This is a genomic window from Streptomyces poriticola (assembly GCF_036689765.1).
Lineage (GTDB): Bacteria > Actinomycetota > Actinomycetes > Streptomycetales > Streptomycetaceae > Streptomyces > Streptomyces poriticola.
Map to the genome: position 1 here is coordinate 107,669 of NZ_JBAGKH010000019.1, position 9,051 is coordinate 116,719.

The window sequence follows — 9,051 nt, forward strand, 5'->3', positions numbered from 1 at the left end:
ACACAGACGTTGCGCGCAGTCACCCCCGAGCCCCTATGATCGGCGCAACACCACCGCCTCGCCCCTTTCTCCCCGCGCCGGGCGGCTCGGTGTCCCTTCATCCCCCCTGCCGGGCACGGCCTTCTTCGCCCTGCCCGTGAACCGTGAAAGGCGGCCTGCATGGTCTCTCGCGTACGCGTCTGGCTCAACCGCACGTACGCGGAGAACGTCTTCTTCATGGATCAGCTGCGCCGAAATCCCGGCGACCGGGCCGTCGAGATCCATGCCACCCACGGCGATCCGGACTCGCCCGTGCTGGCCGCCGCCGACACCGCGGAGCTGGAGCCGGAGTCCCTCTCCCCCGCCGCCTACGTGGAGTTCGCCCTGGACCAGTGCCGGCGGCGCGGCATCGATGTGTTCGTGCCCCGGCTGCAGCAGGCGGCGATCGTGGCGCACCGCGCCGAGTTCGAGGCGGCCGGCACGGTCCTGCTCGCCCCGTCGGCCGAGGCGGTGGCCCTCTTCCAGGACAAGGCCGTCGGCTACGAGGCGGCCCAGGCCGCCGGCGTTCCGGTACCGCCGTGGTGGCGGGTGCGCACGGAGGAGGAACTCCTCGGTGCCGTGACGGAGTTGGAGGAGCACGGGCACCGGGCGTGCTTCAAGCCCGCCGCGGGGGCCGGCGGGGTGGGCTTCCGGGTGATCACCCGGGCGCCGTTCTCGATGGCCCAGCTCGGCGGGTTTCCCAGCCCGTACGTGCCGCTGGACCTGGTCGTGCAGGCGGTGCGGGCGGCCGAGGAGCCCGTCGACTGGCTGGTGATGCCGCGGCTGGAGCAGCCGGAGGTGTCGGTGGACTGCCTCACCGGGCCGGACGACCGGGTGCGGCTGGCCGTGGGCCGCACCAAGAACGGCCGCCGCCGTGGCTTCACCCTGCACGAGCAGTGGCTGGGACCGGCCCGCCGGCTGGCGCAGCGGTTCGGGCTGCACCATCTGTCCAACATCCAGTTCCGGATGTACGGCGACCGTCCGGTGCTGCTGGACGTCAACACCCGTCCGGCGGGCGGGCTGCACCAGCTGTCCCTGTGCGGGGTCAACGTGCCGTGGGCGGCGGTGCGGCTGGCGCTGGGCGAGGACCCGGGCAAGATGGTGCCGCCGTTCCTGGGCCCCGACTACACGGTGGTGTCCGGACCCCGCCCGCTGCGCCCGGTGGCGCTGCCGCACCAGCGCACGGACCCGCCGCCGGCACCGGCACCGGCGACACCGGCAGCCCCATCGGCCTCGGCGGCCCCCTCGGCCCCGTTGGCCGCCCCCGCCGGAGCCCTCGGCGCCCCGGCCACGGATCCGGCTGCACGCGCCTGAGGCAACCGACGACAACCGCCCGGGGTTCCCCGCACCGTTCGGGCAGTGGGGTCCCCCGACGCACACCGTTCGGGCAGCGAGGGGGAGGCACCTTGGGCAGGAGGGGGCCGTGGCACGCCGCAGCCACGCGGTGTGATCCGCCCGAGGGGCCCTACACGTCGTACCCCCACGCCTCGGCGAGCTCCGTGAGGCGTGGAGGCAGGGCGATGTGCCGGACCGGGCCGCGGGCGGGGCGGATGCGGCCCGACCTGAGAGTGGTGGACCAGTCGCCCAGGTGCGGGCGGAAGGCACCGTGGTCCTTGGCGCCGTAGTCGAGCATGCCGGCCTCCCAGGGGACCCCCAGACGGTCGCAGATCCCCCGGGTCACCCGCTCCGGCTCGGCGGTCAGTTCCTCGTAGGTGACGACGTGCGCCCCGGGGGTGTGCCGCGCCTCCTCCAGGTGCTCGGCGTACCGGAGGACCTCGGCACGGATCGCCTGCGGGTCGGGGTCGGTGCGGCGCTCGGTGAGCGAGGCGACGACCGCACCCGGGTGGCGCAGCAGCACGAGGTACCTCGCCCGGGGCCAGCAGCGGTGCAGCCGCGGCCGGACGAGGGTGTTCGCCGGGGTCTTGTCGACGATCACGTCCTTGCCGCTGCGGGTGAGCTCCAGATGCAGCACCCGGTCCCACAGGACGTGCTCCAGCTCGTCCCGGTCCAGCTCCAGCGCCCGCATGGCCTCCGCGGTGAAGGGCCGGGACAGGTCCACGCACAGGGTGCGCAGATGCATCTCGTGCGGGGCGCGGATCCGGCTGTGGCTGTTCAGCAGCACGCGCAGCAGGGTCGATCCGGAGCGCACCGAGGACAGTACGAACACCGGGGACTCCACCAGGCGCGGCGCGGGCGGCGCCGAATAGCCGTCCGCCGTCCCGCGCGGGCCGGGCGGCCCGTCGAGGATCCGCCGCGGCGGGCTGACCGCCTGCATCATCAGCCGGCCCCGGCGCCTCAGTCCCTTGCCGATAGCGGACATCCGCGGGTCTCGCACGGTGCCACCCCTTCTCTTCGCCTTGCCCTCGCCGACCGTCGGGCGCATCCCAGGGGCGGCAGGCGAAGCCGAGGTGACGGGAAGGCGACACGCGGGCGTCGCGGGGCTTCACACACCACGGGTGAGCAGGCGTTTGTCCAGTTCCTCAATTCTTCATGGGAATCCCACGCCCGGGTGAAACGGCTAGCCGAGATATGACAGGCCGGGGTGGACAGCGGTGTAGCCGTCGACCAGCCGCCGGGCCACGCTCACGGAGTCGACCAGCGGATGCAGTGCGAAGGCCTTGACCGCCGCAGTGCGGGATCCGGAGCCGGCCGCGGCGAGGACTTCCCGTTCCACCGCCTTGACGGCGCAGACCAGCCCGGTGGCATGGCCGGGCAGCGGGTCCACGGCCACCGGGTGGGCGCCGCTGGCGTCGACCGTGCAGGGGACCTCGACGACCGCCTCGGCGTCGAGCACCGGCAGGGTGCCGCCGTTGCGGACGTTGAGGATGAGGGTGGTGCGTTCGTTGCGGGCGACGGCCCGCATCAGCGCCAGTGCCACCTGCTCGTAGCCGCCGGAGAGGTCCTCGGCCGCCCGCTCGCCCGCGCCGGCCGTGTCGCGGTTCTCCGCCATGTAGGTCGCCTCCCGCTCGGCACGGGTGCGCTGCCACAGCTGGAGGGCCGGCGTCTCGGGATCGCGCGCCCGGTCGTAGAACGCGGCCTGCTGGTCCAGCAGGAAGGCACCCCGGGTACGGCGGGCCTCCCGGTAGGCGCGTACGGCTTCCCGGTTGAAGTAGTAGTAGTGCAGGTACTCGTTGGGGATCGCGCCGAGGGACTGGAGCCACTCGGTACCGAAGAGCCGGCCCTCCTCGAAGGAACCGAGCAGGACGGGGTCGGCCAGCAGGCGCGGGAGCTGGTCGCGGCCGGCCACCTCCAGGCCGCGCACCCACCCGAGGTGGTTGAGGCCGACGTAGTCGATCCAGGCCTCGGCGGGGTCGGCGCCCAGCGTGCGGGCGATGCGGCGGCCGAGGCCGACCGGCGAGTCGCAGATGCCGATGACCCGGTCGCCGAGGTGGCGGGACATCGCCTCGGTGACCAGTCCGGCCGGGTTGGTGAAGTTGATGACCCAGGCGTCGGGGGCGAGCCGGGCAACGCGGCGGGCGATGTCGACGGCGACCGGCACGGTCCGGAGCCCGTAGGCGATGCCGCCGGCGCCGACCGTCTCCTGGCCGAGGACACCCTCGGCGAGCGCCACCCGTTCGTCGTCGGCGCGGCCCTGCAGACCGCCGACGCGGACCGCGGAGAACACGAAGTCGGCGCCGCGCAGCGCCTCGTCCAGGTCGCCGGTGGCGGTCACCTCGGGTGCGTCCGGGACGCCGGCCGCCTGCTCGGCCAGCACGCGGACCACAGCGGCCAGCCGCCCTGCGTCCGGGTCGTGCAGCACGACCCGGGTGACGCGTCCCTCCGCGCGGTCGCCCAGCAGCGCCCCGTACACCAGCGGCACCCGGAATCCGCCGCCGCCCAGAATCGTCAGCCTCACGCCCGTGTCCCTCCACCGGCCCGTGGTCCCGTGGGCCGATCATGGCACGCCGGGCCGGGCCGGGCCCCGGCCGCCGGCGCACCCCGGCCGGGTGCGCCCACGATCCCGCTGGTGCCCGCGCATGCCGCATTTCTCACATACGCCGCGAGCCGCCGACACGGGCACACAGGACCGAACGGACTATATGGTGCAGTCTGCACTCATCACACAGATCACCCCCGATCCGCCACAGAAAGGCCGCGACACGTGAGGACACCCCGGCAGTCCCGTATATCCGATCCGGCCGAGCGGCAGCAGCCGCAGTGGTCCCGCCGCGGGGTGCTCACCGCGCTCGGCGCGCTGCCGGTGGCCGCCGCCCTGACGGCCGGACCCGGCGGTACGGCACAGGCGGCGGAGGCGCGCCGGACCCTCACCGCATCGGTCATCCCCAGGCCGGGTGCCACGTACGGCGTGGGCATGCCGGTGTCGATCACCTTCTCGCACGCCGTCGCCGACCGGGCCGCGGTCGAGCGGGCGATCACGGTCAGCGCCGATCCCGGGGTGGAGGTGGCCGGCCACTGGTTCGGCGACCGCCGGCTCGACTTCCGGCCCCGCACGTACTGGGCCCCGGACACGGCGGTCACGGTGGACCTGCGGCTGAAGGACGTGAAGGCCGGCGAGCGCCTGTACGGCGCGCGGTCCGAGCGCATCGCCTTCCGGATCGGGCGGTCGCAGATCAGCACCGTCGATCTGGCGAAGAAGCGGATGACCGTCGTCCGGGACGGGCGGACCGTCGCCGCCTACCCCGTCACCGGCGGAAACGCCGACCACACCAGCTGGTCCGGGATCATGGTGATCAGCGAGCGGCTGCAGGAGACCCGCATGGAGTCCTCGACGGTCGGACTCGGCCACGAGTACGACATCCCGGACGTGCCGCACGCCCAGCGACTCACCACCTCGGGCACCTTCATCCACGGCAACTACTGGACCGACGCGGAGGTGTTCGGGCGCGACAACACCACGCACGGCTGCATCGGGCTGCACGACGCCAAGGGAGGGGACGACGAGAAGACGGCCGGGCACGCGTTCTTCGCGGGCTCCCGGGTCGGCGACGTGGTGGTCGTACGGAACTCCGGCGGGCGGGCCGTCGACCCGGCCAACGGCCTGTGCGGCTGGAACATGGCGTGGAAGACCTGGACGGCCGGCAGCGCGCTGCGCTGACGCCGTCCTGGGCGGGCCGGCCGCCACGGCCGTTCATCCGGTGAACTCACCTGCCCGGTAGGGACTTTCTCGGTTTCACCTCTTGACGGCCGGAGTGCCGGAGAGCACATTGGGCGCACTCTGAGAGCGCTCTCACGAACCAGGAGCGCGCGCCGCGGGGCGCGCGCTCCCGTTCCCGCTCCCCGCACCCGCATCCATATCCGAGAGGCACCCCCACATGAGAGAAGCTTCCGGCACCCCCCGCAGACGGCGACCGCTGCGCCGGGCGCTCGTCGCCGTCGTCGGCGTCCTCGGCCTCGCCGCGACCGCCACCGCCGTCGGCGGTCCGGCGGCGACCGCCGCCGCTCCCCCGCCCCCGTCCGGCTGGACCGAGGTCTTCGTGGAGGACTTCGACGGCCCCGCGGGCTCCGGGGTGAACACCGCCGACTGGCAGTACGCGACCGGCACGTCGTACCCGGGCGGACCCGCGAACTGGGGCACCGGCGAGATCGAGACGATGACGTCCAGCACGGACAACGTCTCCCTCGACGGCAACGGCAACCTGCGCATCACCCCGCGCCGGGACGCCGCCGGCAACTGGACCTCCGGCCGCATCGAGACCAACCGCACCGACTTCCAGCCCCCGGCCGGCGGCACGCTCCGCGTGGAGGGCCGGATCCAGGTCCCGAACGTCACGGGTCCCGCCGCCAAGGGCTACTGGCCGGCGTTCTGGATGCTCGGCGCGCCCTACCGCGGCAACTACTGGAACTGGCCGGCCGTGGGTGAACTGGACATCCTGGAGAACACCCAGGGCCTGAACACCGTCTGGGCCACGATGCACTGCGGCACCGCACCCGGCGGGCCGTGCAACGAGCACAGCGGCATCGGCGGCAGCACCACCTGCACCGGCACCACCTGCCAGGCGGGCTTCCACACCTACCGGCTGGAGTGGGACCGCTCGACCAGCCTCGAGGAGATCCGCTTCTCCGTCGACGGCCACACCTTCCACACCGTGCGCGAGAACCAGGTCGACGCCACGACCTGGGCGAACGCCACCGACCACGGCTTCTACATCATCCTCAACGTCGCCATGGGCGGCGGTTTCCCGGACGCCTTCGGCGGCGGCCCGGACGCCGGCACCGAGCCCGGCCACCCGATGCTGGTCGACTACGTCCAGGTGCTGTCGAGCGATGGGAGCGGTACCACGCCTCCCCCGGACGGCAGCCGCGACGCCTACGGCACCATCCAGGCCGAGTCCTACGACGACCAGTCCGGCGTCGGCACCGAGACCACCTCGGACACCGGCGGCGGCCGGAACATCGGCTTCCTCGCAGACGGGGACTGGGCGCTCTACCGGGGCGTCGAGTTCGGTTCCATCCCGGCCCGGCAGTTCTCCGCCCGGGTGGCCGGCGGCGCCCCGGCCGGCGTGAGCGGCCTGGTGGAGGTGCGCCTGGACAGCCGCACGGCCGCGCCGGTCGGCAGCTTCGCCGTCGGCACCACGGGCGGCTGGCAGTCCTGGCGGACGGTCCCGGCCAACATCGACGCGGTGACCGGCACGCACGACGTGTATCTGACCTTCACCAGCGGTTCTCCGGCGGACTTCGTCAACGTGAACTGGTTCGGCTTCGGGCACTGACGTTCCCCGGTGGTGGCAGGGGCCCGCACGCACCCGCGTGCGGGCCCCTGCGCGCCGGAGGGGGACAGCTCAGCGCACCTCCGCCCGGAACGCCGCCGGCGTCCGGTCCGTGTGCTGGTGGAAGAACCTGGAGAAGTTGGCCGCGTCCGGGAAGCCGACCGCCGCGCCGACGCGCCCTATGGGCAGATCGGTGTGGGCGAGGAGCCGCTTGGCCTCCAGGACGACGCGGCGGTCGATGAACGCCTTGGGCGTCCGGCCCGTGGCGGCCCGCACCACGCGCACCAGGGTGCGGCGGGAGTAGCCGAGCGCGTCGGCGTAGGCGCTGACGCTGTGGTTGGTGGCGAAGCCCGCCTCGACGGCGTCCCGGAACAGGGTGAAGGCGGTGTCCGCCGGTCCGCTCCGGGCCGCCTCCGCGGAGCTCGCGGCGAGATGGGCCAGCCGGAGCAGGAACGCGGAGAGCGCGTGGCGCAGCACGGCCGTGTGCAGGCCGAGCGGCAGGGTCGTGTCGTCCTCGTACTCGCGGCGCAGCTGGGCGAGAGAGGCCTCCAGCGCGGCGCGGTGGTCCGGACGGGGGTGGAGCAGGGGCGGCAGGTCGTAGCGGTACAGGCCGGCGGCCTCGACGGTGGCGCGGGGCAGGAAGCCGGGCTGCATGGTCAGGACGGTTCCGCGGTAGCCGGTGTCCCGGGCGAAACGGTGGACCTGGCCGGGCCGGATCCACAGCACATCGCCGGCGGTCGCCTCGTACTCGGCGAAGTCGACCATGTGCCGGACCGGGCCGCCGGTGAACAGCATGACGGCATGGAAGTCGATGCGGTGCACCCGGTGCAGCGGGGCCTGTGCATGCCAGGTGCGGCCGGTGCCCATGGGGCCGACCTGCATGCCGACGCCGAGGACGCTGAGGTCGGCGGGGAAGGGGACGGTCCTGATCGCGCCCTGGCCGCCGGTGCGCTCGCGGCCCCCGCGGTCCCCGCCACCGGCGCTGCTCCGCCGCTTCTCGTCCGCCATGTCCCTCTCGTGCCGTCTCGGTCGCGCGGGTCCCGGCTCAGATGCGCGCGGGGCCGCCGGGGGTGTCCCAGTTTCACCACAGGCTGGCACACCCTGACCTTCACCCCCAAAAAGTCCGACTTTTAAGGTTGAACGCATCGGACCAGCCACTTCGCTCCTGCCGAAGACTTCTTGAATCGAGGACACCGGGCGGAGCCGGCGCCCCTGCGGGCGTCCACCGTGTGAAGGACCCTGCATATCGGGACACCCTGTACATGGAGGAGCTGGTCGCTCCCGGCACCGTGCGCGCGATGCCGGAGGCCGTCCCGGACGCCGCCGCGATCACGGCGACGTCCGCAGGAGACACGGTCACCGGAGTCCGTGCCCGGACCCGGGCCGGTCCAGCGGCCGTGGAGCGGCTCGGCATCTCCCACGAGGAGGTGGTGCGGCGGCTCGAGCAGGAGGGTGCCGCCGAGTCCGAGGCGGCCCGGCAGGACCTGCCGGGCGTCGTGACGAAGTCCCGCGACAGCAAGGGAGTTGACGGGGAATGAGCGAGGAGCTTGCCGCGCCCGCGGCCGGCGGCACCGGGGCGGCGCAGCGGGCCGCGGAGGCCGGGGGAACGGAGCCCGCCACCGCGTCGGCCGGGACCGCGCAGGCGGCACAGGCCCGGCCCGCGGGCGCGCGGGGCCGCGGCGGGCACGCGGCCGGGACCGCCCGGAACACCGAGGACGGCGGTGGCGGCGGGGCTGGGCAGCACACGTCCGCCGACACCGGCACCGAGCCCGCCGCCGGGCTGCCGGGACCCGACTGGAGCAATCCGCTGCGGGATCCCCGCGACCGCCGGCTGCCGCGCATCGCCGGGCCGTCCGGGCTGGTCATCTTCGGCGTCACCGGCGACCTGTCCCGCCGGAAGCTGATGCCTGCCGTGTACGACCTGGCCAACCGCGGTCTGCTGCCGCCGGGCTTCTCGCTGGTCGGGTTCGCCCGGCGGGACTGGGCGGACGAGGACTTCGCCCAGGTCGTGTACGAGGCCGTCAAGGAGCACGCCCGGACCCCGTTCCGTGAGGAGGTCTGGCGACAGCTCTCGGAGGGCATGCGCTTCGTCCCGGGCGACTTCGCCGACGACACCGCGTTCAAGCAGCTGCGCGACGCCGTGGACGAGCTGGACGCCGCCCGCGGCACCAGCGGGAACTACGCCTTCTACCTCTCGGTGCCGCCGAAGTTCTTCCCGAAGGTCGTCCAGCAGCTCAAGAAGCACGGGCTGGCCCGCCCCCCGAAGGGCGGCTGGCGCCGGGCCGTGATCGAGAAGCCGTTCGGCCACGATCTGGCGAGCGCCCACGAGCTGAACGCGATCGTGCACGATGTGTTCGAACCGGAG

Annotated in this window: 6 protein-coding genes and 2 pseudogenes; 5 read left to right on the forward strand and 3 right to left on the reverse strand. The window is 73.6% G+C overall.

Going from position 1 to position 9,051, the window contains the following annotated elements; all coding sequences use genetic code 11:
- Positions 1-159: 159 nt before the first annotated feature.
- Positions 160-1,332 (forward strand): ATP-grasp domain-containing protein, encoded by a 1,173-nt coding sequence (locus V5O46_RS22050; protein ID WP_332886381.1) that lies wholly within the window; start codon positions 160-162, stop codon positions 1,330-1,332.
- A 151-nt stretch (positions 1,333-1,483) separates the two neighbouring features.
- Here the strand turns inward: V5O46_RS22050 and V5O46_RS22055 are convergent, their stop codons facing one another.
- Together V5O46_RS22055 and V5O46_RS22060 are read right to left on the reverse strand one after the other, a co-directional pair.
- Positions 1,484-2,353, reverse strand: coding sequence for a sulfotransferase family protein (locus tag V5O46_RS22055; protein WP_332886382.1), 870 nt, complete (start codon positions 2,351-2,353; stop codon positions 1,484-1,486).
- Positions 2,354-2,536: 183 nt separating this feature from the next.
- Positions 2,537-3,874, reverse strand: coding sequence for a 6-phospho-beta-glucosidase (locus V5O46_RS22060; protein WP_332886383.1), 1,338 nt, complete (start codon positions 3,872-3,874; stop codon positions 2,537-2,539).
- Positions 3,875-4,120: 246 nt separating this feature from the next.
- On the opposite strand from V5O46_RS22060, the gene V5O46_RS22065 reads away from it, so the two are divergent.
- Both V5O46_RS22065 and V5O46_RS22070 read left to right on the forward strand, forming a co-directional pair.
- Positions 4,121-5,074, forward strand: coding sequence for a L,D-transpeptidase (locus tag V5O46_RS22065; protein ID WP_332886384.1), 954 nt, complete (start codon positions 4,121-4,123; stop codon positions 5,072-5,074).
- A gap of 217 nt (positions 5,075-5,291) precedes the next feature.
- Positions 5,292-6,689 (forward strand): glycoside hydrolase family 16 protein, encoded by a 1,398-nt coding sequence (locus tag V5O46_RS22070; RefSeq protein WP_332886385.1) that lies wholly within the window; start codon positions 5,292-5,294, stop codon positions 6,687-6,689.
- A 69-nt stretch (positions 6,690-6,758) separates the two neighbouring features.
- Here the strand turns inward: V5O46_RS22070 and V5O46_RS22075 are convergent, their stop codons facing one another.
- The gene (locus tag V5O46_RS22075; RefSeq protein WP_332886386.1) at positions 6,759-7,694 is read right to left on the reverse strand and encodes a helix-turn-helix transcriptional regulator; all 936 of its coding nucleotides are present in this window, start codon (positions 7,692-7,694) and stop codon (positions 6,759-6,761) included.
- Positions 7,695-7,888: 194 nt separating this feature from the next.
- On the opposite strand from V5O46_RS22075, the pseudogene V5O46_RS22080 reads away from it, so the two are divergent.
- Together V5O46_RS22080 and V5O46_RS22085 are read left to right on the forward strand one after the other, a co-directional pair.
- Positions 7,889-8,224, forward strand: a pseudogene (locus tag V5O46_RS22080) (transaldolase); the annotation flags it as partial.
- A pseudogene (locus V5O46_RS22085) lies at positions 8,221-9,051 on the forward strand (glucose-6-phosphate dehydrogenase); the annotation flags it as partial. The pseudogenes V5O46_RS22080 and V5O46_RS22085, both read left to right, overlap by 4 nt.

Excerpts from the sequence above, each read along its gene's own strand:
- V5O46_RS22050 (WP_332886381.1), top strand. The coding sequence starts at position 160 with ATGGTCTCTCGCGTACGCGTCTGGCTCAACCGCACGTACGCGGAGAAC.
- V5O46_RS22070 (WP_332886385.1), top strand. The coding sequence starts at position 5,292 with ATGAGAGAAGCTTCCGGCACCCCCCGCAGACGGCGACCGCTGCGCCGG.
- V5O46_RS22075 (WP_332886386.1), bottom strand. The coding sequence starts at position 7,694 with ATGGCGGACGAGAAGCGGCGGAGCAGCGCCGGTGGCGGGGACCGCGGG.